Consider the following 24,311-nt stretch of genomic DNA (forward strand, 5'->3'; position numbering starts at 1 on the left):
AACCAGTTACGGGGTGGACTGGATCTCCGAGAGGGGGATTTCGACGTCGGTGATGTTGTCGCCGCCCTCACCGAATCCGGGTTCCGACCTCAGGGCGCGGGTGGAATTCTGCAACCCCGACGCCTCGGGAGTTCCGCATTTCACATTGCGCAGCCAGAGGCGGCCGTCGGGAGCGCCGTTCTTCAGGAGCTGCGGGTAGAAGACATGGACGGCTGTGGAGCCTTCGCTCGGCGAGAAGAACACCTTCTGCCCGTCCTGTGCTTCCTTGTACGTGGCCCGCAGGAATCCGCTCACGTCGGTGCGCTTGGCGGACCACATGAAGAATCCGATGCTGTCCGCCTGCACGGTGTCCGTCCGGCTGAAGGCAAGGGTGGTCGTCTTGTCGTCACGCGTGATGTTGATTTCCGAGGTGCTGAACTTCACGCCGATCTCGAAGACGGAATTGGCGAGCTTCGTGTCGGCGTTCGCGACGAATCCGTCCTCCAGCTGGATGATCCGCGTGACGGAGGCGCTCACGTCGAACGTCTTGGAGGCGGTGCCGGACGATCCGCAGTTGTCGGTCACCGCGGAGACCCGCTGGTTGGGTCCGAGGTTGTTCCGCTTGAACTGGACGTCGACGAACTGGCAGTTCTCCAGCCTGTCGGAGTCCGACGAGCAGTCGGCGGTCACCTCGGAGGCGGTGGCGGCACCCGCCGAGTTCATCAGTGCCGCGGCCACCGCGATCGCCGCCACGGGGGCCAGGGCGAGGGTGATGCGCTTCTTCTTGCTCCGGTGACTTCTGCGGCCGGGGCGTGTCATGGAGGTTCTCCTGTGAGGGGTGAGGGGTGAGGGGGTGAGCGACGGGGTGGGGGTGGGAGAGCAGGGTCAGCAGTCGCTCAGGACGGCCTTGGAGGTGCCGTCCGCGACACCGGGAGCACCCGCCGCGCCCGGCAGGATGACGGGGCCCTCGACGACCTCCGGCGCCGCGAAGTTCTGCTCGGGGGTGGGGTTCGTGGCGAAGCCGCCCGGGTCGGCGTCGATGCGTACCCGCCATTCGCCGGTCATGCGCTGCATCTTCGGCGTGAACTCCATGTGCAGCACCTTGCCGACCGGCACTTCCCGCTGTTCCGTGTCCCCGGCCGTCGCCGACTTGATGGTCATGTCGAGGGTGCCCTTGTGCTTGAGCCAGGATCCGCTCAGGGCGCCGAAGATCCCTCCTCCGCCGCCTTGCTGGGTGACCGTGTACTTGCCCTGGCCCTGGGCCGCAGTGGCCGACCAGGTGATCGACACCTTCGCAGGCTCGGTCGCGTTCGGTTCACAGTTCGGGAAGTCGATGGAGGCCTTCTCGGTTGGCCCGTCGAATGTCTCGAACTTGGTCTCCACGAAATCGCAGTTGTCGGACCCGAAACTCGGCCCGGCGATCGGGTGCCCGCCGAAATCGAAGATGTCCTGTTCTTTCCCGTTGAGTACCTTGGCCCGCTTGCACAGATCCATGATCTGGTCGGGCGTCTTCTCCTCGGCGGCGTTCGCCGACGGCAGGAGTACGGCGGCCAGGGCCCCGCCGGTCACGACGGCCGATCCGACCGCCACGATCCTGATCTTCCTGTTCTTCAGTCTCCTCTTGGCCATGCGCAGATTTTGGATTCCCTTGACCGGCGCCGACAGGGTCAAACATCCCTACTTGTGAGTCACGTGAGATTCGCCTCAGCAACCCTCAGGGCTTGCATCTGACGCTTCGTCAGGTATGGCGCTACGATGCGGAGTTCACGATGCGGGGTCCACCGTTCCACCTCTCGAAGGGGGCCGTAATGGGCAAGCTCGACGGACGGGTCGTCATCGTCACGGGGGCGGCGCGCGGACAGGGGGAGCAGGAGGCCCGGCTGTTCGCCGCGGAGGGGGCGGGCGTCGTCGTCGCCGATGTGCTCGACGACCAGGGCAAAGCCCTCGCCGAGGAGATAGGTGCACTCTACGTCCATCTCGACGTGGGCCGGGAGGCCGACTGGCAGGCCGCCGTCGCCGCGGCGCGGAGCACCTACGGCCACCTCGACGGGTTGGTCAACAACGCCGGCATCCTGCGCTTCAACTCCCTCGTCGACACACCCCTCGACGAGTTCATGCAGGTCGTCCGGGTCAACCAGGTCGGCTGCTTCCTCGGCATCAAGACCGCCGCACCGGAGATGGCGGACGGCGGCACGATCGTCAACACCGCCTCGTACACCGCGGTGACCGGCATGGCGGCCGTCGGGACGTACTCCGCCACCAAGCACGCCATCCTCGGCCTCACCCGGGTCGCCGCCCTGGAGCTGGCGCCCCGCGGCATCCGGGTCAACGCCATGTGTCCCGGCGCCATCGACACCGCGATGTCCAACCCGTCGCTGCTGGACCCGGAGGCGGACGCCGAGGAGACGTCGCGGGCGCTCGACGGGCTCTACCGCAAGCTCGTGCCGCTCGGCCGGATCGGAAGGCCGCAGGAGGTGGCCCGGCTCGCCCTGTTCCTGACCTCGGAGGACTCGTCGTACATCACGGGGCAGCCGTTCGTGATCGACGGGGGGTGGCTGGCGGGGGTCAGCGTCATCTGACTGGTCGTCAGCTATTGACCCGCCCTGCCGGTGGTGCCACAGTCGTCGAAACTGACGGTACGTCAGAAATCTTCGTGACCGGGGACGGTGAACCTCCTTGGAATTCGGGCTCTTTGTACAGGGATACGTGGGCAAGCGCGCCGAGACCGACCCGCTCGCCGAGCACAAGGCGCTGATGGAGGAGACCGAGTACGTCATCCAGGCGGACAAGTCGGGCTTCAAGTACGCCTGGGCGTCCGAGCACCACTTCCTGGAGGAGTACTCGCACCTCTCCGCCAACGACGTCTACCTGGGCTATCTCGCGCACGCGACGGAACGGATCCATCTGGGCTCCGGCATCTTCAACCCGCTCGCCCAGGTCAACCACCCGGTCAAGGTCGCCGAGAAGGTCGCCATGCTCGACCATCTCACCGGGAACCGCTTCGAGTTCGGCTCCGGGCGTGGGGCCGGCTCGCACGAGATCCTCGGGTTCATGCCGGGCGTGACCGATATGAACTACACCAAGGAGATCTGGGAAGAGACCATCGCCGAGTTCCCCAAGATGTGGCTCCAGGACGAGTACGTCGGCTTCCAGGGCAAGCACTGGTCGCTGCCGCCGCGCAAGGTGCTGCCCAAGCCGTACGGGAAGTCGCACCCCGCGATGTGGTATGCCGCCGGGTCGCCGCCGTCGTACGCGATGGCCGCGAAGAAGGGGCTCGGGGTGCTCGGGTTCAGCGTGCAGAAGGTCGCCGACATGGAGTGGGTGCTGGAGCAGTACAAGACGGCGGTCGTGAACGCGGAGCCGATCGGGGACTTCGTCAACGACAACGTGATGGTGACGACCACGGCGATCTGTGCGCCTACGCATGCCGAGGCGATCGAGGTGGCGGTGCGGGGTGGCCTGCACTATCTGCCGTCGTTGGTGTTCCGGTACCACGACACGTTTCCTCGGCCCGAGGGGTTCCCGGTGTGGCCGGAGACGCTGCCGGAGTACACGGCGGAGTTCGTGGAGCTTCTCATCGAGGAGGAGCTGTTGATCTGCGGGGATCCGGACGAGGTGCTCACGCAGTGCAAGCGGTGGGAGCAGGCCGGGGCGGATCAGTTGTCGTTCGGGCTGCCTGTGGGGGTGCCGAAGGAGGAGACGTTGCGGACGATTCGGTTGATCGGGGAGCACGTGATTCCGAAGATCGACACGGATCCGGTGCATCGGACCACGCGGTTCCGGAGGAGTGCCTGATCGTCGTCGGCGGATGCGGGCGGTGGGGGCTGGTCGCGCAGTTCCCCGCGCCCCTTCAGGTAGGACATGTCCCCGTAGGTGAAAAGGGAGCCCCCATGCTTGATCACGTCATCAAGGGTGCGACCGTCGTTGACGGGACCGGCGCACCCGCGTACACCGCCGACGTCGGCATACGCGATGGTCGTATCGCCGTCATCGGTACCGTCACCGAAGAGGCCCGCAGCAGCGAGGACGCCGCCGGACTCGTCCTCGCCCCCGGGTTCGTCGACCCGCACACCCACTACGACGCCCAGCTGTTCTGGGACCCGTACGCCACTCCCTCCCTCAACCACGGCGTCACCACCGTGGCCGCCGGGAACTGCGGGTTCACGCTCGCGCCGCTCAATCCGGGGCGGCCCGAGGACGCGGACTACACACGGCGGATGATGTCCAAGGTCGAGGGGATGTCGTTGGTCGCGCTGGAGGAGGGGGCGCCCTGGAGCTGGAGTTCGTTCGGGGAGTATCTGGACGCGCTCGAAGGGCGGATCGCGGTCAACGCGGGGTTCATGGTGGGGCATTGCGCGCTGCGGCGGTATGTGATGGGGGCCGAGGCGGTCGGTGGGCAGCCGAGCGGGGAGCAGCTCGACGCGATGCTGCGGTTGTTGCACGACGCGATGGACGCCGGGGCCTGGGGCTTCTCCACCACCCAGTCGTCGAGTCACTCCGACGGCGCCGGGAAGCCGGTGGCCTCCCGGCATGCGCGGCCGGAGGAGCTGCTGGCGCTGTCGCGGGCCGTCGGGGAGCACGAGGGGACGCAGATCGAGGCGATCGTCGCCGGGTGTCTGGACCAGTTCAGCGACGCCGAGATCGAGCTGTTCGTGGAGATGAGCGCCGCCGCCGGACGGCCGCTCAACTGGAACGTGCTGACCATCGACTCGGCCGTTCCGGAGCGGGTGCCTCGGCAACTGCTCGCGAGTGAGCAGGCCCGCAAGGCGGGCGGGCGGGTGGTGGCCCTCACCATGCCGATCCTCACCCCGATGAACATGTCCCTGGGCACCTTCTGCGCCCTGAACCTCATCCCCGGCTGGGGCCAGGTCCTCGCGCTGCCCGTGCCCGAGCGGATCGCGAGGCTGCGCGAACCGGACGTCCAGGCCGAGCTGCTGCGGCACGCCACCTCCAAGGAGGCGGGCGTCTTCCGGCGGCTGACGAACTTCGGGCGGTACGTCATCGGGGACACGTACAGCGAGGCGAACCGCGGCCTGAGCGGGCGGGTCGTGGAGGACGTCGCGCGCGAGCGGGGGCTGGAGCCCTTCGCGTGTCTGGTGGAGATCTGCGCCGCCGACGACCTCCGTACGGTCCTGTGGCCCATGCCCACCGACAACGACCCCGCGTCCTGGACCCTGCGCGCCGAGACCTGGCAGCACGAGGACGTGCTGCTCGGCGGGTCCGACGCCGGGGCGCATCTGGACCGGATGTGCGGGGCGCCGTACACGACCCGGTTCCTCGGGGACTGTCTGCGCGGGCGGAAGCTGGTGGGGCTCGAGCAGGCCGTGAAGATGCTGACCGACGATCCGGCGCGGCTGTTCGGGCTGCGCGAGCGGGGGAGGGTGGCGGAGGGCTTCCATGCCGACCTGGTGCTGTTCGACCCGGAGCGGATCGACGCCGGTACGGCCACCCTGGTGCACGACCTGCCGGGTGACAGCCCCCGGCTGGACTCCAAGGCGATCGGCGTACGGGCCGTGTGGGTCAACGGGGTCGAGGCGATCCGGGACGACGTGGTGACCGGTGCCGTACCCGGGCGGGTGCTGCGGTCCGGGCGGGACACCAGGACGGTGGCCACCAGGTGAGCCGCGAGGGAGTGGGACGCCAGCGGCTGTTCGTCGGGGGCTCGTGGGTGGAGCCGGAGGGTGGGTACTACGGCGTCGTCGACCCGGCCTCCGAGGAGACCGTCGGATGGGCTCCGGAGGCCTCGCGGGATCAGGTGCACGCGGCCTGCGCCGCGGCCCGCGAGGCCTTCGGGCCGTGGTCGCGGACGACTCCGGAGGAGCGGGCGGCCGTACTGGACCGTACGGCGCGGATCATCGGCGAGCGTTTCGCCTCGTACGCCGAACTCGCCCAGGCCGAGACCGGGGCGACGACCGGCACGGCACGGGGCATGCAGGTGGGGGTGGGCGCCGCACGGTTCCGGCGGTACGCGCGCGTGGAGCCCGCCGAGTGGGCGATCCCGCCGCAGATCAACGAGGCCGGGCATGGGGGCACCTCCCACGCCTTCAAGGCAGTGGGGGAGGGGAGGGCCGGCGTGATGGGCGCCCTCGCCGTCCGCCAGCCCGTCGGGGTCGTCACCTGCGTCACCTCGTACAACAACCCGTGGGCCAACCCGGCCGGCAAGATCGCCCCCGCGCTGGCCATGGGCAACACGGTCGTCGTGAAGCCGGCCCCGCAGGATCCCCTGTCCGTCTACCGGATGGCGGAGGCGCTGGAGGCCGCGGGCGTGCCGTCGGGTGTCGTGAACGTCGTCTCCGGCCGCGCGGTCGAGGTCGGCGAGGCGGCCGTCTCCTCCCCGGACGTCGACATGGTGAGCTTCACCGGGTCCACGGCGGTCGGGCAGCGCATCGCCGAGGTGTGCGGGCGGGACATGAGACGCCAGCTGATGGAGCTCGGCGGGAAGGGCGCGGCGGTCGTCTTCGACGACGCGGACGTCGGCTCGGCGGTGGCCGGGATCGGCACGACGTTCTCCTTCTACAGCGGGCAGATCTGCACGGCCCCCACGCGGGTGCTGGCCCAGCGAGGCGTGTACGACCGGCTCGTCGAGCAACTGGCCGTCTACGCCCGGCGGTTGACGGTCGGGGATCCGCGTGCGGCGGGCACGGTCGTCGGGCCGGTGATCTCGGCGGAGCACCGGGACCGGGTGGAGTCGTACGTGGAGACGGGCCGCAAGGAAGGCGCCGTGGTGGTGGCGGGTGGTGAACGGCCGCCGTACGAGAAGGGCTTCTACGTCGCCCCCACCCTCCTCGCCGACTGCACCAACGACATGCGCGTCGCCCGCGAGGAGATCTTCGGACCCGTCGTCTGCGTCATCCCCTTCGACGACGAGGAGGAGGGCATCGCCCTCGCCAACGACACCGACTACGGCCTGATCGACTACGTCTGGTCCGGCGACGTGTCCCGCGCCTTCCGGGTCGCCCGACGGCTGCGGGCCGGCGGCGTCGGGATCAACACCGTCGGACGCAACATGGAGGCGCCCTTCGGGGGGTTCAAGAAGAGCGGAGTCGGCCGGGACGTCGGGTCGTACGCACTGCACGCGTACAGCGAGGTGCAGGCGATCGTGTGGCCGGGGTGAGCACGGGGGGCCAGGCTCATCGGCGAGGGGCGGGCCCGGACCCGGCTCACTGATGTCGCTCGGGCCCGCGTGCCTGCTCCTGGGCGCGGGCGAACTTCTCCTCCCAGCGACGGGCTGTGATGCGGCCGGCCCGCAGGCCGATCCAGACACAGCCGGCCGCTGCGGCCACCGCCAGCAGTCCGACCAGCATGTCGCCGAAGGAGTCCCTGGTGCCGTTCTGCCCCACATAGGTGAGGAACTTGCCCAGGCCCACCTCGCGGAGGAGGTCGGAGTCTGCCTTGATCCTGCTCGCCCGTGACGAGGAGTCGCCGCCGATCAGGCCGTAGACCAGCAGCACCGCACCGGTCCCCAGGACCGCGCGCGTCGGCGGCAGCCAGGTGGCGGGTGCGAGCGGCCGGGGCCGGAAGGCGGCGCCGAGCCGATAGGCGCACGGGACCAGCCGGTACAGCGCGGCGGCGCTCACCACGCAGGCCAGCCAGGAAAGGACCTGCGCCGCGTCGAACTCGTAGCTGGAGAACCACCAGCTGAGCCAGACGGCCACGACGGGGATCAGCGCCCACACGGCGCCGAGCGCGAACGCGCGGAGCACGGCCCCGGCCCGCGCGGCCGGACGCAACCGGACCGCCTCCGCAGCCCGCCACTCCCTCAGCCTGCGCTGCCGCTCCTGCTCCTCCTCCTGCGCCTGCCTGCCCCGTCGCCGCCGTTCCTCCTCGGCGAGCCTCCGCTCCTCCCGCAACCGCGGTTCCTCGGCCAGCCGCCGTTCCTTCTCCCGGCGGGCCGTCTCCTCCCGCCGCGCGCGTTGCTCCTCCTCGGCCCGGCGCCGCTGCTCCTCCCGCCCGGCCCAGGCGCGTCCCTCCTGCCGGGCCCGGTCGGACCACTCGACCTCCGCCAGCCGGCCGAACAGGGTCTCCCGTCCTCCGGCGGCCACGAGCAGCCGGTCGTACCAGCCGGTCGACGGAACCGGCGGGCCCTCGGTCGGCAGCGGGGGCAGCACCTCGGCCAGGTCCTCCGGTGGCAGCAGAGCGGCCAGCAGCGCCCCGGGCCCCACCTCGGCGGCCCAGTTCCGCACCTCGGCCGGCCAGACAGCGGTCTCGGACGCCCGCCAGGCCGCCAGGGCCTCGTCCCACGCGCGCTGCACGCCCTCCAGCCGGTGGAGCCCGGCGAACCCGGACAGGGTGTCGAGCAGCTGGTGCGGTCCGGACAGCTCCTCCAGGAGCTCCTCGTCGCCGCTGGAGCCGCCCTCTGCGCTGTCTCCGCCGACGTACGGGCGCAGGCACGCGCGCGCCAGCGTGCGGTAGGTGACCGGACGGCCGCGGTGGACGACCGGGCCCTCCGGGTCGAGCCAGCGGAGCAGGTGCAGCAGTTTGTGGTCGTGGGGGAGGGCGGGGTCGGTGAGCCGGTGGTCGATGAGGACGATGCGGCCCTCGACGTCATCGGTCCGGTGATCGTTGAACTGCCGGAGCCAGGAGCGGAGTTCGGTCCAGCCCTCGCTGGGCTGCGTGGCGGTGCCCATCCGCCGGAAGAACAGGTCGGCCGCGGTCGTCCAGTTCCCGCGGATCGTCTGCGCCAGGTCCTTCCTGGTGAAGTGCGCGGTCCCCGCGAGGACGAGCGCGCGGGACACGTGCGCTTGCTCGGTCATGAGCGGGGGCGGTGCAGGCAGGGGCGGTGCCTGTCCCGGGCCTCGGCGGCCTGGCGGTTCAACGCGTCGAACAGCGGGATCAGGCCGGGCGGATCGAGGAGTACATCACGGTGCTCGGCGGCGAAGGCGCCCAGCGGTGAGGTCAGGGCGCCGCGCAGGTCCTGAAGGTCGTGGGCCACGGCCGGCAGGTCGGATAACTCGTCGGACGCGTAGGTGGCCGTGCCGAAGAGGAGGGCGCGGGAGCGCTCCGGGTCAGGCAGCCGGATCATCGTCGGTCCGTACGGACATGCGGCCCCCGTGTGTGGTGCGGCGGTGTCGGGTGTTCATTTCAGTGAAGGGGTGATGGCATGTCAAGAAGCCGTACACCACACCTGGTTGACCTCAGACCGTTCCTCACCGACACCGCTCACCCGTCCAGGTCCACCCGCACCGTCAGCTGCCCCACCCCGACCACCCGGACCGCGGCGCTGTTGAGCCGGGGCAGGGCGCGCAGGCGGGCCGTGGTGTCGTCGTCCGGGAGGAGGTGGGCGGTGCCGGTGTGCCAGCGGCCCCGGAGCCGGACCCGCACCCGCGGGTCCGCCTTGATGTTGCGGACGTACTGGGAGCGCTCGCCGAACTCGGAGACCAGCCAGAACGAGTCGCCGACGCGGCGTCCGCCGACCGGGGTGCGGCGGGGCAGGCCGGAGACGCGGCCCGTCGTCTCCAGCAGGGTGTGGGCCGGCAGGCGGCGCATGACGGCGTTGAGGCGGCGCTGGAGCGCGGTGACGACGCGGTACTTGGTCTCGGGGCTGCGGGGCATGGTTTGTCGGGTCTCCCGTCTCGTGGCGGCGGTGATGCTCTTCAATGTCTCTCACGCGGGATCGAACGAATGGCGGAACCCCGAACGGTTCCCTCTGCGAGAGACGGTGCCCATGCGCGTGGTGACCTGGAACCTGTGGTGGCGGTTCGGCCCCTGGGCCGAGCGGCAGAAGGCCGTCCTCGCCGTCCTGCGGGACCTGCGGCCCGATGTCGTCGGCCTCCAGGAGGTGTGGGCCGCGGGCGGCGAGAACCTCGCCGCGTGGCTGGCCGACGAGCTCGGTCTGCACTGGACCTGGGCGCCCTCGCCCGCCCCGAGCGCTGGCGGCGGCGGATCGGGGAGCCCGGGGTCGACATCGGCAACGCCGTGCTGAGCCGCTGGCCGGTCGTGCGGCGGGAGGTGCTGCGCCTGCCGGTCCCCGAGGAGCTCGACGACGGCCGGCTCGCCCTCTACACCCGCCTGGACACGCCGGGCGGCCAAGTGCCGTTCTTCACCGCTCACTTGACGTCCGCGACGCACGCCTCGGCGGTACGCTGCCGACAGGTCACCGCGCTCGCCGAGTTCGTCGCCGCCCACCGCACCGGCACCGACTTCCCGCCCGTCGTCACCGGCGACTTCAACGCCCGGCCCGACTCGGACGAGATCCGCCTGTTCGGCGGCACCCGCACCGCGCCCGCCGTACCCGGCCAGGTCTTCCACGACGCGTGGGAGTACGCCGACCCGGCCACCCCGTCCGCCACCTGGGACCACACCAACCCGTACGTCCACCCCGGCCTCGGTCCCGCTGCCCGCATCGACTACATCCACGTCGGCGCCCCGACCGGCCCCGACGGCACCGGCACCGTGCGAACGGTACGCCGGGCCGGGGCCGGCCCGGTCGACGGGGTGTGGCCGTCGGACCACGCGGCGGTGGTGGCGGACCTGGAGGCCCCGGGCACCTAGGCCCGGTCGGCCTGACGTCCCAGGAAGATCGGGTTCGTGAACGCCGCCAACGCCCCCGGCCGCGGTCCCGCCGCCGCCTCGTGCCGCAGCTCCGCCCGGACGTAGGCAGCGTACGAGGGTGTCGTACGCCACTCCACGACACCCGAGCCGGCCACCGGCAGCGGTGGGCTGGTGAACAGGACGCCCTGGTCGGTGACGAAGCGGACCGTGCAGCGGGGGGCGCCCGAGGCCTCCAGGCGGACCGTCACCGGGGTGTCGCGGTCGGCCTTGAGGCGTTCGCCGATGCCGGCGTGCTCGCCCTTGGCGCCGGACACGCCGAAGTTCAGGGAGACGTTCTTCGACTCGGCCACGTACGACCGGCCCGCCTTGATGCCCTCCTGGATCGCCTCGCGGGTCAGGTCGTCGGCCAGGACCACCGTCTGCGGGCTGCCGACCGGGTCCGGGTCGCGGTGGGCGTCGCTGTTGCCCATGGCCGGGATCCAGTCACGGCCCTCCCGCACCGAGGCCACCAGCATGCTGTCCCAGTCGGCCAGGGTCACCTCGTCGTCCGGCGTGTACGGCCCGTTCCACACCTCGACCGCGTCCGCCTCGCCGAAGCCGAACTTCCAGTTGCAGCCGACGCAGGTGGCGTGCGGGTGGGCGGGCACGACGAGGCCGCCGGCCTTGCGGATCTGCCGGGCGAACCGGCCGAAGCGGTTGTCCCGGGCCCGGTAGCGCCAGTCCACGAAGGTGCCGGGTTCGGTGCCGAGCGCCACCACATGACCGTTGCGGGTCGTGACCTCCTCGCCCAGCATGATCAGGAGGTCGTCGCCGGCCAGGTCCGCCCAGTGCGCGTGCGCCGAGTGCGTGTTGTGCTCCGAGCTGTTGATGAAGTCCAGCCCCGCCGCCCGCGCCAGCGCCGCGATCTCGGCCGGCGTGCGGCGGCCGTCGGAGAACCAGGAGTGCAGATGGCAGTCGCCCCGGTACCAGGCCCGGCCCCGGCCCTTCGCCCGGTCCGGCGGGTACGTCGGCTCCACGGCCTCGCCGGGCTCGCCGTACGTCAGCGTGACGGTGACCTCGTACGGCAGCCCCTGCGGCGCCACCGTGTAGGGGCCCAGCGCGATGTGCCACGTGCCCTCGCGGACCGGGCCCGGCACGTACCCCGGCGTCGCCTCGTCCGCCCGGATGAAGAACTCCGTGCGCGCCCCGCCCGACCAGCCCCGGAAACCGCGGCCGCCGAGTTCGGTACCGCGCCAGTCGAAGATGCCGATGTCGAGGGCGTTGCCCGGGGTGCCGGCCGGGACGGACGGCTTCTCGTAGCTGTAGGAGACCTTGATCTCCCGCACCCCGTCCGGCACTTCGACCGGCAGGTACACGAAGTCGGGGGACCCGGGCGGCAGGGTGCCCCGCACCGTGCGGGTCCGCGCGTCCCGGGTGTCGTCGGCGCCACTGGCGAAGGTCACGCTTCCCAACGTAAGCGCGGCGGCCGCGCCCGTCACGAACAGCGCGCGTCTTCCCAGGCCGGCGTGGCCGCCCGTGTGGTCCGCGGGGCCCGCGTGATCGTCCTCGCACATGCTGCTGCTCCCCAGGTCGTCGTGAGTGACAGGGCGTGGGTGGTGCAGTGGTGGTGCGTGCAACTCTCGTATTCAGCCGTGAACTGCCGTGCAAGGGAAGGGAATCGGCAGACAATCGGCAGCCGACCGGTAGACGTGAAATCTGTGCCGACCGGTCGGTATGGACATCGGGGCGGTCGCGCGGTACAGATGCAGTCATGCGCATCTCCGTCACGATCTTCCTCACCGACGAGACCATCACCCCGATCCGGCTCGCCCGTGAGCTGGAGCGGCGCGGGTTCGCCGGGCTGTACCTGCCCGAGCACACCCACATCCCCGTCGAGCGGACCACCCCGTACCCGGCCGGCGGCGACCTGCCGCCCGAGTACGGCCGCACCCTCGACCCCTTCGTCGCCCTCGGCCAGGCCGCCGCCGTCACCGAACGCCTCGGCCTCGGCACCGGCATCACCCTGGTCGCCCAGCACGACCCGGTCGACCTGGCCAAGCAGATCGCCACCCTGGACCACCTCTCCGGCGGCCGTTTCACCCTCGGCCTCGGCTTCGGCTGGAACGTGGAGGAGGCCGCCGACCACGGCGTGGACTGGCGGACCCGGCGGGAACTGGTCCGCGACCGGATGGCCCTGATGCGAGCACTGTGGACGGACGAACCCACGGCGTACGAGGGCGAGTTCGGCGGTGTCCGGGCCAGCTACGCCTTCCCCAAGCCGGTGCAGAAGCCGCGCGGCCCGAAGGTCAACGGGCCCCGCACGCTGATCGGCGGGGCAGCCGGTCCGAAACTCTTCGCTCACATCAGCGAGTACGCGGACGGCTGGATGCCGATCGGCGGCCGCGGACTGTCCGAAACCCTGCCTGTGCTCCGGTCCGCCTGGGTGGACGCCGGGCGTGATCCGAACGCTCTCCAGGTGGTGCCGTACGCGGTGTATCCCAGCGCGGGGAAGCTCGCGCACTATGCCGAGCTGGGCATCGAGGAGGTTGTGGTGCAGCTACCGCCGGCGGGGGAGATGGAGGTGCTGCGCGTCCTGGACGAGTACGCCGAGTACGTGTAATCAGGCGTCCTGGCAGTCCCCTAAGGGACGCGGGGAACTGCGCGACCAGCCACAACGCACCCGCACCCGGCCATGCACAGCACCACCCCGAACCACCCCCGACCTCGCAAGCCTCGAACGTATGCTCAAGGAATGACGACTCCTGCGACCCCCGGAACCGGCCCCACCGAGAACTCCATGCGTCGCGCCCTCAAACGCGCCCGGGACGGCGTCGCCCTCGATGTCGCCGAGGCCGCCGTACTGCTGCAGGCCCGCGGCGAGGCCCTGGACGACCTCGTCGCGTCCGCCGGTCGCGTACGAGACGCCGGCCTCGAACAAGCGGAGCGTCCCGGCGTCATCACGTACTCGAAGAGCGTCTTCATCCCCCTCACCCGGCTGTGCCGTGACAAATGCCACTACTGCACCTTCGTCACCGTCCCCGGCAAGCTGCGCCGCGCGGGCCACGGGATGTTCATGTCGCCGGACGAGGTCCTCGACATCGCCCGCAAGGGTGCCGCCCTCGGCTGCAAGGAAGCCCTCATCACCCTCGGCGACAAGCCCGAGGACCGCTGGCCCGAGGCACGGGAGTGGCTCGACGCGCACGGCTACGACGACACCATCGCCTACGTCCGCGCCATCTCCATCCGCATCCTGGAGGAGACGGGCCTGCTGCCCCACCTCAACCCGGGCGTCATGACCTGGACCGACTTCCAGCGTCTGAAGCCGGTCGCCCCGTCGATGGGCATGATGCTGGAGACGACCGCGACCCGTCTGTGGTCCGAGCCCGGCGGCCCCCACCACGGCTCCCCGGACAAGGAACCCGCCGTACGGCTGCGGGTGCTGGAGGACGCGGGCCGTTCCTCCGTGCCCTTCACCTCCGGGATCCTCATCGGCATCGGCGAGACGTACGAGGAGCGGGCCGAGTCCCTCTTCGCGCTGCGGAAGGTCGCCCGGGCCTACCACGGCATCCAGGAACTGATCATCCAGAACTTCCGCGCCAAGCCGGACACCGCGATGCGCGGCATGCCGGACGCCGAACTCGACGAGCTGGTCGCCACGGTGGCCGTCGCCCGGCACATCATGGGCCCGAGCGCCTGCCTCCAGGCACCGCCCAACCTCGTCGACTCCGAGTACGAGCGGCTGATCCGGGCCGGCATAGACGACTGGGGCGGCGTCTCCCCGCTGACCATCGACCACGTCAACCCCGAACGCCCCTGGCCGCAGATCGAGGAACTCGCCGAGCGCTCGGCGGCCGCAGGCTTCGAGCTGCGGGAACGGCTGTGCGTCTACCCGGAGTTCGTGCAGCGCGGTGAACCCTGGCTGGACCCCCGGCTGCTTCCGCACGTCCGGGCGCTCGCCGACCCGGAGACGGGCCTCGCGCGTGCGGACGCGGTCGTCGAGGGCCACCCGTGGCAGGAGCCGGAGGAGGCCTTCGTCGCGTCCGGCCGTACGGATCTGCACTCCACCATCGACACCGAGGGCCGTACGTCCGACCGGCGCGACGACTTCGACGTGGTGTACGGCGACTGGGGCGCCCTGCGCGAGGCCGCGGCGCCGGGGATGGCGCCCGAGCGCATCGACACCGACGTCCGCCAGGCGCTCCGGGTCGCCGCCGACGACCCGACCCGGCTGACCGACGCCGAGGCGCTGGCCCTGCTGCACGCGGACGGCCCGGCGCTGGACGCGCTGTGCGGGGTGGCGGACGACGTCCGCAAGTCCGTGGTCGGCGACGACGTCACGTACATCGTCACCCGGAACATCAACTTCACCAACGTCTGCTACACCGGCTGCCGCTTCTGCGCCTTCGCCCAGCGCCGCACCGACGCCGACGCCTACACCCTCTCCCTGGACCAGGTCGCCGACCGCGCCCAACAGGCGTGGGAGGTGGGCGCGGTGGAGGTCTGCATGCAGGGCGGCATCCACCCGGACCTGCCCGGGACGGCGTACTTCGACATCGCGAAGGCCGTGAAGGAGCGCGTGCCCGGCATGCACGTCCACGCCTTCTCCCCGATGGAGGTCGTCAACGGCGCCACCCGCACCGGCATGTCGATCAGGGAGTGGCTGAGCGCCGCGAAGGAGGCCGGCCTGGACTCCATTCCCGGCACCGCCGCCGAGATCCTCGACGACGAGGTCCGCTGGGTCCTGACCAAGGGCAAGCTGCCGACGGCGACGTGGATCGAGGTGGTGACGACCGCGCACGAGCTCGGCATCCGCTCCTCGTCGACGATGATGTACGGCCATGTCGACCAGCCCCGCCACTGGCTCGGCCACCTGCGCACCCTGGCCGGCATCCAGCAACGCACCGGCGGCTTCACGGAGTTCGTGACCCTCCCCTTCATCCACACCAACGCCCCGGTCTACCTGGCCGGCATCGCCCGCCCCGGCCCGACGATCCGCGACAACCGCGCGGTGACGGCCATGGCCCGCCTCCTCCTCCACCCGTACATCCCCAACATCCAGACCAGCTGGGTCAAACTGGGCACGGAGGGCGCGGCGGAGATGCTCCGCTCCGGCGCCAACGACCTGGGCGGCACGCTGATGGAGGAGACGATCTCGCGGATGGCGGGTTCGTCGTACGGCTCCTACAAGTCGGTACGAGACCTGGTGGCCGTCGCCGAGGCGGCCGGGCGTCCGGCGAAGCCCCGCACGACCCTGTACGGCGAGGTCCCGGAGGAGCGGCAGCGGGCGGCGGCGGCCTCGGACGGGCATCTGCCGGAGCTGCTGCCGGTGCTGGACTGAGGAAGTCCGCCCCACGGGGGTCGGTACGATGATCCGACCCCCGCTGGAGGGGTTCCCGTAGCTTGTGCAGCTGAGGAGATGCGTGCCGTGCCTGCTCCCAAGGTCTGGGTGACCGGTCTGACGGTGGGAGCGATAGCCGCCGTCACCGTCCTCGCCGTGCAGGCCGACAAGGGGCCGCATCCGACGGCCACGGCGGCGGCCCGCCCGAGCGCGTCGGCGTCGCCGGGCGCGAGCCCCGCCCCGTCGAAGTCCGCCGAGTCCACCGCCGTGCCGGACGGTTCGGGCACGGGGCGCCGGGTGGTGTACTCCCTCGGCCAGAAGCGGGTGTGGCTGGTCGACGCGAGCGACGCGGCCCGCCGTACCTTCACCGTCTGGCCGGGCACGGTGAGCCCGGACCCCGGCACATACGCGGTGTCGTCACGCACCATGGCCACGACGGGCTCGGACGGCGTGCAGATCGAGAACATCATCTACTTCGCCGCCAGGTCCGGCGTCTCCATCGCCTTCTCCAACGCCGTGGACGGCTCCTCGCCCCCGCCCGCCGAGGGCAAGCAGACCGGCGGGGTCCGCACGCGGGCGGCCGACGGCGAGGCGCTGTGGACGTTCGGGGAGACGGGCACGCCGGTGGTCGTGGTCAAGTAGGCCGAGTGGGGCGGGTCCAGCAGGCCGTGGGCTCGCTGCATCTTTCGATGTACCGCAGGATCGGCTTCGCTCATGACGATTCGGGGCGTGACCGTCGTGACGATGAGTACATGACGCAGCCCACGGACGAGCTGGCCCCGCGGCCCGCCCAGGAGACCCCGCCCACCGGACGACGACTGCCCCTCCTCGACGTCCTGCGCGGGGCGGCCATCCTGGGCACGCTCATGACGAACGTATGGATCTTCACCGGGCCCGGCGCGGAGTGGGGCGCCCTTGAGGCCGGTACGGACACGGGAGCCGTCGAGACGGTCTTCAGCGTGCTGGCGAACGGCAAGTTCCTGTCGCTGCTGACGATCCTGTTCGGCGTCGGTCTGGCCATCCAGTACGCCTCGGCGGCGCGGCGCGGGCAGCCGTGGCCGGGCCGCTACCGGTGGCGGGCGCTGTTCCTGTTCGCCGAGGGCACCGTGCACTTCGTGCTGGTCTTCGCCTGGGACGTACTGATGGGATACGCCGTCACCGCGCTCCTCGTGGCCTGGCTGCTGACCCGCTCGGAGCGGGCGCAGCGGCGGGTGATGTGGTGGGCGGCGGGCCTCCATCTCACGTTCATGGCCCTGCTGACGGCCGCCCTGGCGACGGCCGGAGGCGAGGACGGCGGCGAGGGCGGCGGTGTCTCCGCAGAGGTCGTGGATCTGTACGCGCACGGCGGCTACCTGGACCAGATCAACTTCCGTCTGGAGAACGCGCTCGCGCTCCGCATGGAGCCGGTCCTGACCTTCTTCCTCCTGCTCTTCCTCTTCCTGCTGGGCGTCCGGCTGTTCCGGGCCGGGGCCTTCGGCGCGGACGAGACGGGCCGCCGACTGCGCTCCCGCCTCCTGGCCTGGGGCCTCGGCCTCGGCCTGCCCCTCAACGCGGCGGCGACCCTGGCCGGCCCGGACTTCTTCCTCCTGGCCCGCTACGGTGCCGCCCCGCTGCTGGCCCTCGGGTACATCGGCCTGATCGGTGCCCTGGTGGACCGGGTACGGAGGCCGGGCCCGCTCATGACGGGCCTGACCTCCGTCGGCCGCACCGCCCTGTCCGGCTACGTCCTGCAGAACGCGCTCTGCGTCCTCGTCTCGTACGGCATCGGCCTGGGCCTGGCGGAACGGCTCGGCGACACGGGTCCCTGGTGGGTCGTGGGTCTGTGGGCCACGGTCTGCGCGGTCCTGATGGCGGGCTCGACCCTGTGGCTCAGGCGCTTCTCGACGGGCCCGCTGGAGGCTGTCCAGAAGTGGGCGCTGCGCCACTGAAGCGTCGGCGTCAGCTGTCCCTCGGGAGGTGGTTGACGATCAGCACGACGCCACTGAACAGGAACACTCGCGTCGCGGCGTCCAGTCCGTTCCAGTCCCCCGACTGCCACATGGAGAACCACTCACCGCCGATGGCGATGAACCCGGCGCCGAAGAGAAGCATCAGCATCAGCAGGCCGTAGGTGGAGAAGCGGCGCGCCCGGGCCTGGTCGCCCCGGGCCCACAGCCAGGTGCCGTATATCAGCACGAGCGCGGCGACGGTCTCCCAGACGATGATCGCGACGTATGCGGCGTTCTGAAGTCCCTTGCTGGTGATGGCTCTCCACATCAGGTCCTCGTCCTTGAACGTGGTGTCCATGGCCAGGACGTGCTGCACGAACTGCTGGTTCGTCCCGAAGTCGGTGATGTTGCCGAAGGCCACGAGGGATATGTAGAGGGCCACGGTGCCGGTGAGGAGGGTGGCGGCCAGGTGGAGTGCGGTGCGTGGGGGTGTGGTCATGCAGATCATTTTCCGTACTGGGCCGGGGGGCGGGAACCCATTGAGCCAGTTCCGTGCGGAAGTCAGGCGGCGGGAGCGGGAGCCGGCCTGGAAGCGGAGGGGGAATCGGGGCTCGGGCTCGGGCTCGACGTCGGCAGGTCACCTTCCGGGCGGCGCACGCCGGTCAGGTCCGCGCCCTCCAGCGTCACGTCCGTCAGGTCCGCCTCCCGCAGGTCCGTCCGCTGGAGACGTGCGTCGGAGAGGTTCGCCCCGGTCAGCACGGCGTCGCTGAGGACGGTACCGCGCAGGTTCGCTCCGGTCAGGTCGGCATGCGTCAGAACCGTCCCGCTCAGCGAGGCACCGTGAAGGTCCGCTCCGGACAGGTTCGTGTCCGCCAGGTTGCCGTGGGAGAGGACCGCGCCGGCGAGGTTCGCCCGGCTCAGGTCCGCCCCGTGCAGATCGACACCTGCCAGCTGGACGCCTCTGAGGTCGAGGGGGCGGTCACCGTCGTGGGTGGGGTCGCGCTGGCCGAGCACGGACAGGGCCGCCTGGATGTCGGGAGCCTTGTCGGTCTTGGCGGCGGGCTTCTTGGTGGCGCGGCTGCGGATGTACTCGGACAGCGTGGCGATCACGGTCGGCTGCTGCCGCGGAGAGTCCTCCATGATGCCCTGGAGCGAGAAGATCGCACCTCTGCGGATGTTGGCGGACCCGTCGTCCAGGCGTTCCATGGCCTTGTCGAGCCGGTCCGCGATCTGCCCCTGCTCGGAGATCGTCAGCTCTTCGGAGACCTGGATCACGGACACCCAGGTGAAGACCAGCGTGGCGACTGCCGCGACGCCGGGGAGGACCGCCGCGAGAAGAACGGCCCAGTGCCCCCGAGGCCCCCCGGGCACGTCACCCGGCGTCCCCGGGAAACCGCCGGCCCGCTGCGGCGCCCTGTTCCGCTGCCCTGGTCGCCGGGCCCCGAGCGGAGCCCTGGGACGTTGTCCGCCCGTCGGCTGCCGTGCGTCAGTCCGCCGCTCCGCGATCCGCCGAAGCTGGCGGCTCCGTGCCCCCGCACGCGGTGTACCAGTGGTCATGACTGCCATTTGATCCGACAGCGACCCCAGGAACAAAGGGCGTTGGCGTGCTTCACAGGACCCCCACCTCCGGGTGTTGGCGCAGAATGAGGGGGTGCCGGTCGGTGGACGTGAGGGAGACGTGGGATGGCGCAGGCTCGGCCGTCGATGCAGGAGCTGATACGGCAGCGCGGGCGCGCCGGTTTCGTGGGGCGGGGGGCCGAACGGGCCGCCTTCCGGGAGAACTTCGACCTGGCGCCGGAGGACGAGCGGCACCGGTTCCTGTTCCATGTGCACGGCACCGCGGGGGTCGGGAAGACGTTCCTGGTGCGCGAGCTGGAGCAACTGGCCCGGGAGAAGGGCGCGCTCACCGCGTACGTGGACGAGACCGTCGGCAGTGTGCCGGAGGCGATGGACGCGATCAGCCGTCAGTTCGCGGCGCAGGGCCGCAGGTTCAAGGAGCTGGACCGCTCGCTCGCCGCCCATCGGGAGCGCCGGCACGAGGCGGAGGCCGCTGTCGCGGCAATGGCTCCGGAGAGCCCGTCGGCCGGTACCACGGCGGTGATGCGGGCCGGGTTGGTGGGGCTCGGCATGGTGCCGGGTGTCGGCGCCTTCGCGGGCGCGCTGGACGCGGCCCAACTCGCCCAGGGAGCAGACCGGTTGCGGGCGGGGCTCAGCGCCCGCTTCCGCAACCAGGACGATGTGCAGCTGGTGCTGTCCCCGGAGCGGGTGCTCACCCCCGTACTCCTCACCGAGCTGGCCGAGGCGGCGTCGACGGCGCCGTGGATCGTCCTGTTCTTCGACACGTACGAACGCACAGGGCCATATCTCGACGCCTGGCTGCACGAGGTGATGACCACCGACCGGCACGGCGCGTTGCCCGCCACCGTCGTCGTGGTCACCGCAGGACAGCACCTCTTCGACACCGCCCGCTGGGGCGGCTTCGCCGACTTCATGACCGACATCCGGCTCGGCCCGTTCACTGAAACCGAGGCGCGCGGCCTGCTCGCGGACCGGGGCGTCGTCGCCGAGCCGGTGGTGGCGGAGGTGCTCCGCCTCACCGGCGGACTGCCCGTACTCGTCTCGACCCTGGCCGAGCAGCGCCCCACAGGGCCCGACGACATCGGCGACCCCAGCGCCACCGCCGTGGAACGCTTCCTGAAGTGGGAGCAGGACCCCGCGCGCCAGGCCGTCGCCCTGACCTGCGCGCTGCCCCGGCGGGTCGACGTGGATGTCTTCCGGGCGGTCGTGGAATGCCCCGACGACCAGGTCGACACCCTCTTCGGCTGGCTGCGCCACCTCGCGTTCGTGGACGACCGCGGGGACCGGCTGCGCTACCACGACCTGGTGCGCGAGCCGATGCTACGGCTGCAGCGGCGGCGCTCACCGCGCAGTTGGACGGAGCGCCACGAGAGGCTCGCGGGGGTCTTCAGCCGCTGGCGCGAGGAGGCGGGGAGCGGGCTGCGCCCCACCCGGGAATGGGTGGACGAGCCCTGGCGCGAGCTGCGCCTGGAGGAGACGTACCACGCGCTGTGCGCCCGGCCCCGCACCGCGCTCGCCGCGGCCCTGCGGGACCTGGTCTGGGCCTGCGCCGTCGATGTGGTGGTCGGCCGCCGCTGGGCGCGGATGATGGCGGAGGCGGGCGACGCGACGGACGATCCCGCCCTGCGCGAGTGGGCCCCGCTGCTGCGCGAGGCGCTCACGCACGACGCGACCGCGATGGCCGGGGTGGCGGACCTGGTCCTGTCCCGGCCCGGGCTTGACCGGCAAGGGCGGGCAGTGGCGCATCTTTTCCGGGCGCGGGAACTGCGCCGCGAGGGGAAGTACCAGCAGTCCCTGGCCGACCTCGATCGGGTGATCGAACTTGATCCGACGCAGGCACAGGCCCACTCCAGTCGCGGCCTCGCCCTGCGGTCCCTCGGTGACTTCCCGGCGGCGCTGGCCGCGTTCGACACCGCGATCGAGCTGGCACCCGACGATGACTTGATGATCGGGGAGCGCGCGGAGACCTGCCGTCTCGCCGGCCGTTTCGAGGAGGCCATCGCCGACTTCGGCCGTGCCATCGCCCTCGACCCGACCGATCCGGAGTACCTGGCGGGGCGGGCGGTGTGCCGACAGGAACTCAAGCAGTACGACGCGGCCCTCGCTGACTTCGACGAGGCGGTGCGGCTCGACGGGGAGTACCTGTGGCCGCTCGTGCGCAGGGGCAGGCTGCATGGGTTCCGGGGCGAGTGGGACGAGGCGTTCGAGGACTTCGACCGCGCGGTGGGCATCGACCCCGACTCCCCGTGGCTGGCATCCGAACGCGGGGACGCCTACCGGCGGGCGGGCCGCTTCGAGGAGGCCGTCACCGAACTCGGCCGGGCCGTCACCCTCAAGCCCGACTACGGCTCGGCCCTCGCGAGCCGAGGCCAGGCCTGCCACGAACTGGGCCGCCACGAGGAGGCGTTGACGGACCTCAGCCGTGCCGTAGAAGTGCTCCCCGACTACTCCTGGGCCCTGGTCATCCGGGCCCAGGTACGGGACCGACTGGGCGACCAGGACGGCAGGTTCGAGGATTTGCGCCGAGCCGCGGAGGTCGACTCCGAGGACGGCTGGGCAGCGGCGGAACTGGGCTCGGCGTACCGCCTCGCGGGCCACTACGACGAGGCACGGGCGGCGTTCGTCCGGGCGGTGGAGCAGGACCCGGAGTACGACTACGCGTGGGCGTCCTTGGGCGCGACGGAGCACGCTCGGAAAGCCTACGAGGAAGCGCTCCGGTGCCTCGACCGCGCGCTGACGATCAACCCGGACTACGGCTGGGCCTACAGCCGCCGGGCGGAAACCCGCCTGGCGATGGGCCGCACCGAACAGGCCCTGGCCGACCTCGACCGCTCCGTGGCACTGTGCCCGGAAACGACCTGGGCCGCGAACGAGGCCATAGGCCTCCTGCTCCTGACCGCCCGCTGGGACGAGGCGGCAACCCGCCTGGCCACCCCGGCGGACCCCGAAGACGGCCTGGACGACATGCGGGTGATGCTCCACCGCCACAACGAGAACTGGCCCGAGGCCCGAGAGGTGTCCGAGCGCCTACGCGCCTCAGAGCCACTGCCCGGCACCTTCCACCTGGCCCTGACCCTCAGCCGCGCCGAGGGCCTACGTACCGCCGAACCCCTCTGGCGCGAACTGTCCACCATTGCCCTGGAGGACGACGACCTCGGCGATTCGGAGCGCGCCCAGGGCCGCTGCTTCATCAACTGCGCCCTGTCGTCCTGGCCCGAGGCCGACCAGGGCCTGACGGATCTCCTGGCCATGGGCCCTGCGTGGGACGAGTTGGCCTACGTCGCCTTCACCCTCGCGGAACTCCTCCAGTGCCCCGACGTGGACCACGCGGAGGTCACGTCGCGCTTGACGAGGGTTGCGGAGGCGAGGGACGCGACGCGGGCGCGTTACGCGGAATGAGCAGAACCCCTGACCTCTCCCCAGTGGAGTGGGTCAAGTCGAGCTACAGCGGTAACGGGGGCGGCAACTGTGTTGAGTGGGCTCCGTCCTACGCCCCCTCCGGCACCCTCCCCGTCCGCGACAGCAAGGTCTCGGACGGCCCGGCGCTCACCTTCGTACCGTCCGCATGGTCGTCGTTCGTCACCGCTGTCCAGCAGGGCGAGTTCGGCACCGTGTGACCTCCGGCGTTACCTCAGCCCACGCCGGGCATCGTTCAGCACGGCGTGGGCATCCGCGCCGAACACGGCGGACTCCCGTAGGGTCCGCCAGACCTTCGTGTAGAGGGCGAGGTTGTCCGAGTCGTCCAGCCACAGCTCGGCGTGCCAGTCCTCGGCCACGACAAGGCGGTCGTCGAGGATCCAGAAGCCGTTGGCGGGCACGATCTTCACCACGGCGGTGAACGGAACGATGCCCAGCTCGACCGTGTTCACACCGATCATGCCGGTCAGGCGGTCGAGTTGGGCGCCGAGCACTGAGGGAGGGCAGATCCGGGAACGCAGCGCGGCCTCCCACATGAGGACGTGGACCTTGCGTCCGGGCCGGTACAGCCACTCCTGGCGTTGCACCCTGGCGCGTACGGCGTCCTCGACATCGCCGGCCGCTCCCATGAGTTCCGAGTACCGCGTGATGACGTGACGTGCGTACTCGAGAGATCGACAGCGAACTGTGGGAGGTCGACGCGTCCGACTGTGGCCCGTGTGACGAGAAGGTCCCCGACAGCCACTGACCGACCGTTAAGGTCGCCCCGTCCCCTCCGGCGACTGCACGGGGGCGGGGTTCCCGTTCGTGCTCGTGGAGGAATACGTCTTGCCCGTACGTCATGACCTGGGCATCGAGACCGATGTCTGGAACGCTTACGCCGAGTCAGCCTTCAAGGACGACGCCGAGCCCGTGTTCTGCTGGACCCAGTACGCGGGGCACGGCCCTGGCCCCGAGGTGCTGGGCGAGAGCCCTGCCCAGGTGTTCGAGATCGGCTGCGGCACCGGGCGCGCGGTCGCCCATCTTGCTGAGCGGGGCATCAGGGCCCACGGCCTCGACCTGTCGCCGGTCATGGTGCGGAAAATCAGCAAGAAATGGGCGTCGACCGGCGCCGTCTTCCATCAAGGCGAGGCAATCTCCTACCTGCGGGCCACCGACGAGACGTACGACGCCATTTACTCGATCTTCGGCGCGGCTTGGTTCGCCGACCCGCTTCGGCTCCTGCCCCTGGTCCGTGAACGGCTGAGCCCCGGAGGTGTGTTCGCCTTCTCGCAGCCGCCGGCCATTCCCGGCGCGTACGGCCCGCAGGGCATGTACAAGGGGGGCTTCGCCGGGAAACCGATGTACACGTACCGCTACAGCTATACGCCCCGACGGTGGAAGAACATGCTCGTGTCCGCGGGGTTCCGTGACGCGCAAGCCCAGGTCATCGAAGCTCCCACGCCTGGCCACATCGGCACGCTCCTGGTGCGCGCGGAAGCGTGAGGGCGCGAACGCCCAGCAGGCGCAGAGCCTCGATAACGGAGGCCGGGCTGGGCCGGAACGGGATGGGTGATAACTGACCACTCGCGCCCACTTCGGTCACACCTCGCATACCGTTC

Annotated in this window: 19 protein-coding genes and 2 pseudogenes; 12 read left to right on the plus strand and 9 right to left on the minus strand. The window is 71.0% G+C overall.

The window, feature by feature from the left end; translation table 11 throughout:
* Nucleotides 1-6: 6 nt before the first annotated feature.
* Nucleotides 7-798, minus strand: coding sequence for a hypothetical protein (locus tag ACFZBP_RS22920; RefSeq protein ID WP_391415618.1), 792 nt, complete (start codon nt 796-798; stop codon nt 7-9).
* A 66-nt stretch (nt 799-864) separates the two neighbouring features.
* The gene (locus ACFZBP_RS22925) at nt 865-1,608 is read right to left on the minus strand and encodes a hypothetical protein (RefSeq protein ID WP_391415620.1); all 744 of its coding nucleotides are present in this window, start codon (nt 1,606-1,608) and stop codon (nt 865-867) included.
* Nucleotides 1,609-1,787: 179 nt separating this feature from the next.
* On the opposite strand from ACFZBP_RS22925, the gene ACFZBP_RS22930 reads away from it, so the two are divergent.
* The 4 genes from ACFZBP_RS22930 to ACFZBP_RS22945 all read left to right on the plus strand — a co-directional run bounded on the left by ACFZBP_RS22930 (nt 1,788) and on the right by ACFZBP_RS22945 (nt 7,093).
* A complete protein-coding gene (locus ACFZBP_RS22930; RefSeq protein WP_391415622.1) occupies nt 1,788-2,558 on the plus strand; it encodes a glucose 1-dehydrogenase in 771 nt (256 codons plus the stop codon).
* Between the two features lie 97 nt (nt 2,559-2,655).
* The gene (locus tag ACFZBP_RS22935; RefSeq protein WP_391415624.1) at nt 2,656-3,774 is read left to right on the plus strand and encodes an LLM class flavin-dependent oxidoreductase; all 1,119 of its coding nucleotides are present in this window, start codon (nt 2,656-2,658) and stop codon (nt 3,772-3,774) included.
* Nucleotides 3,775-3,869: 95 nt separating this feature from the next.
* Complete coding sequence (locus tag ACFZBP_RS22940; RefSeq protein ID WP_391415626.1) at nt 3,870-5,600, plus strand: amidohydrolase family protein; 1,731 nt, start codon at nt 3,870-3,872, stop codon at nt 5,598-5,600.
* On the plus strand, nt 5,597-7,093 hold the full coding sequence (locus ACFZBP_RS22945; RefSeq protein ID WP_391415628.1) for an aldehyde dehydrogenase family protein: 1,497 nt from the start codon (nt 5,597-5,599) through the stop codon (nt 7,091-7,093). The genes ACFZBP_RS22940 and ACFZBP_RS22945 overlap by 4 nt, the downstream gene beginning before the upstream one ends.
* 46 nt (nt 7,094-7,139) lie before the next feature.
* On the opposite strand, the gene ACFZBP_RS22950 is transcribed toward ACFZBP_RS22945, so the two are convergent.
* The 3 genes from ACFZBP_RS22950 to ACFZBP_RS22960 form a co-directional block, all read right to left on the minus strand.
* The gene (locus ACFZBP_RS22950) at nt 7,140-8,732 is read right to left on the minus strand and encodes a hypothetical protein (RefSeq protein WP_391415630.1); all 1,593 of its coding nucleotides are present in this window, start codon (nt 8,730-8,732) and stop codon (nt 7,140-7,142) included.
* A complete protein-coding gene (locus ACFZBP_RS22955) occupies nt 8,729-9,001 on the minus strand; it encodes a hypothetical protein (RefSeq protein WP_391415632.1) in 273 nt (90 codons plus the stop codon). Before ACFZBP_RS22955 ends, ACFZBP_RS22950 begins: the two co-directional genes overlap by 4 nt.
* A gap of 137 nt (nt 9,002-9,138) precedes the next feature.
* Complete coding sequence (locus ACFZBP_RS22960) at nt 9,139-9,531, minus strand: nitroreductase/quinone reductase family protein (RefSeq protein WP_391415634.1); 393 nt, start codon at nt 9,529-9,531, stop codon at nt 9,139-9,141.
* A gap of 112 nt (nt 9,532-9,643) precedes the next feature.
* On the opposite strand from ACFZBP_RS22960, the pseudogene ACFZBP_RS22965 reads away from it, so the two are divergent.
* Nucleotides 9,644-10,470, plus strand: a pseudogene (locus ACFZBP_RS22965) (endonuclease/exonuclease/phosphatase family protein).
* On the opposite strand, the gene ACFZBP_RS22970 reads toward ACFZBP_RS22965, so the two are convergent.
* Nucleotides 10,467-12,023 carry a CehA/McbA family metallohydrolase gene (locus ACFZBP_RS22970; protein ID WP_391415637.1) on the minus strand — a complete coding sequence of 519 codons (1,557 nt, stop codon included), beginning with the start codon at nt 12,021-12,023 and terminating at the stop codon, nt 10,467-10,469. The pseudogene ACFZBP_RS22965 and the gene ACFZBP_RS22970 overlap by 4 nt on opposite strands.
* A gap of 197 nt (nt 12,024-12,220) precedes the next feature.
* On the opposite strand from ACFZBP_RS22970, the gene ACFZBP_RS22975 reads away from it, so the two are divergent.
* The 4 genes from ACFZBP_RS22975 to ACFZBP_RS22990 all read left to right on the plus strand — a co-directional run bounded on the left by ACFZBP_RS22975 (nt 12,221) and on the right by ACFZBP_RS22990 (nt 17,715).
* On the plus strand, nt 12,221-13,069 hold the full coding sequence (locus tag ACFZBP_RS22975) for an LLM class F420-dependent oxidoreductase (protein ID WP_383447645.1): 849 nt from the start codon (nt 12,221-12,223) through the stop codon (nt 13,067-13,069).
* A gap of 132 nt (nt 13,070-13,201) precedes the next feature.
* Nucleotides 13,202-15,787, plus strand: coding sequence for a bifunctional FO biosynthesis protein CofGH (locus tag ACFZBP_RS22980; protein WP_391415639.1), 2,586 nt, complete (start codon nt 13,202-13,204; stop codon nt 15,785-15,787).
* 78 nt (nt 15,788-15,865) lie between these two features.
* Nucleotides 15,866-16,429: a hypothetical protein gene (locus ACFZBP_RS22985; protein ID WP_383447651.1), complete on the plus strand. Its 564-nt coding sequence runs from the start codon at nt 15,866-15,868 to the stop codon at nt 16,427-16,429.
* Between the two features lie 110 nt (nt 16,430-16,539).
* Nucleotides 16,540-17,715 carry a DUF418 domain-containing protein gene (locus tag ACFZBP_RS22990; protein ID WP_391415642.1) on the plus strand — a complete coding sequence of 392 codons (1,176 nt, stop codon included), beginning with the start codon at nt 16,540-16,542 and terminating at the stop codon, nt 17,713-17,715.
* A 10-nt stretch (nt 17,716-17,725) separates the two neighbouring features.
* On the opposite strand, the gene ACFZBP_RS22995 is transcribed toward ACFZBP_RS22990, so the two are convergent.
* Both ACFZBP_RS22995 and ACFZBP_RS23000 read right to left on the minus strand, forming a co-directional pair.
* Nucleotides 17,726-18,214 (minus strand): DUF2165 family protein, encoded by a 489-nt coding sequence (locus tag ACFZBP_RS22995; RefSeq protein ID WP_391415644.1) that lies wholly within the window; start codon nt 18,212-18,214, stop codon nt 17,726-17,728.
* 62 nt (nt 18,215-18,276) lie between these two features.
* Nucleotides 18,277-19,086 carry a pentapeptide repeat-containing protein gene (locus ACFZBP_RS23000; RefSeq protein WP_391415645.1) on the minus strand — a complete coding sequence of 270 codons (810 nt, stop codon included), beginning with the start codon at nt 19,084-19,086 and terminating at the stop codon, nt 18,277-18,279.
* 312 nt (nt 19,087-19,398) lie between these two features.
* Between ACFZBP_RS23000 and ACFZBP_RS23005 the strand changes: the two genes are divergently transcribed.
* Nucleotides 19,399-22,692 (plus strand): tetratricopeptide repeat protein, encoded by a 3,294-nt coding sequence (locus ACFZBP_RS23005; protein ID WP_391415647.1) that lies wholly within the window; start codon nt 19,399-19,401, stop codon nt 22,690-22,692.
* Nucleotides 22,689-22,910, plus strand: coding sequence for a DUF397 domain-containing protein (locus ACFZBP_RS23010; protein WP_391415649.1), 222 nt, complete (start codon nt 22,689-22,691; stop codon nt 22,908-22,910). The genes ACFZBP_RS23005 and ACFZBP_RS23010 overlap by 4 nt, the downstream gene beginning before the upstream one ends.
* 9 nt (nt 22,911-22,919) lie before the next feature.
* Here ACFZBP_RS23010 and ACFZBP_RS23015 read toward each other — a convergent pair.
* Nucleotides 22,920-23,378: pseudogene (locus ACFZBP_RS23015) on the minus strand (DUF5753 domain-containing protein); the annotation flags it as partial.
* Nucleotides 23,379-23,538: 160 nt separating this feature from the next.
* On the opposite strand from ACFZBP_RS23015, the gene ACFZBP_RS23020 reads away from it, so the two are divergent.
* Entirely contained in the window at nt 23,539-24,195 is a 657-nt protein-coding gene (locus ACFZBP_RS23020) for a methyltransferase domain-containing protein (protein ID WP_391416091.1), read from the plus strand.
* Nucleotides 24,196-24,311: the final 116 nt, after the last annotated feature.

The organism is Streptomyces sp. NPDC008086, assembly GCF_042957325.1.
GTDB lineage: Bacteria > Actinomycetota > Actinomycetes > Streptomycetales > Streptomycetaceae > Streptomyces.